This window comes from Pseudomonas brassicacearum, from assembly GCF_003732265.1.
GTDB classification, from domain to species: domain Bacteria; phylum Pseudomonadota; class Gammaproteobacteria; order Pseudomonadales; family Pseudomonadaceae; genus Aquipseudomonas; species Aquipseudomonas brassicacearum_D.
This window is the reverse complement of the sequence record NZ_MOBK01000461.1, coordinates 1-543: the sequence shown is the minus strand read 5'-3', so window position 1 is coordinate 543 and position 543 is coordinate 1. Positions and strand designations below refer to the sequence as shown.

At 61.9% G+C, this 543-nt stretch carries 1 pseudogene; it reads right to left on the bottom strand.

Going from position 1 to position 543, the window contains the following annotated elements:
* Positions 1-543, bottom strand: a pseudogene (locus BK660_RS32255) (phosphoribosylformylglycinamidine synthase); the annotation flags it as partial.

The following is a 543-nucleotide window of genomic DNA, read 5'->3' as shown; positions in this document are numbered from 1 at the left end:
AGGCTCTGACGGATGTCAGCCACTGGCGCGAAACCGGTCACGATCAGCGACATCGGCGAGGTCACGGTTTTTTCTTCGCCGTTATCGCTCCAACGGGTGGCCATGGACATCGAGTCCTTGCCCACCGGAATGGTGATGCCCAGCTCAGGGCACAGTTCCATACCGACCGCTTTCACGGTGTCGTACAGACGTGCATCTTCGCCCGGATGGCCGGCAGCGGACATCCAGTTCGCCGACAGTTTGATGTCGGAGATCTTGTTGATGCGCGAAGCAGCGATGTTGGTCAGGGTTTCGCCGATAGCCATGCGGCCCGACGCCGGAGCGTCCAGCAATGCCAGCGGAGTACGCTCGCCCATCGCCATCGCTTCACCGGTGTAGACGTCAAAACTGGTGGCGGTGACGGCAACGTCGGCCACCGGAACCTGCCATGGGCCGACCATTTGGTCACGGGCTACGAGGCCGGTGATGGTGCGGTCGCCGATGGTGATCAGGAAGCTTTTGCTGGCCACGGCCGGGTGATGCAGAACGCGCTCGATGGATTCG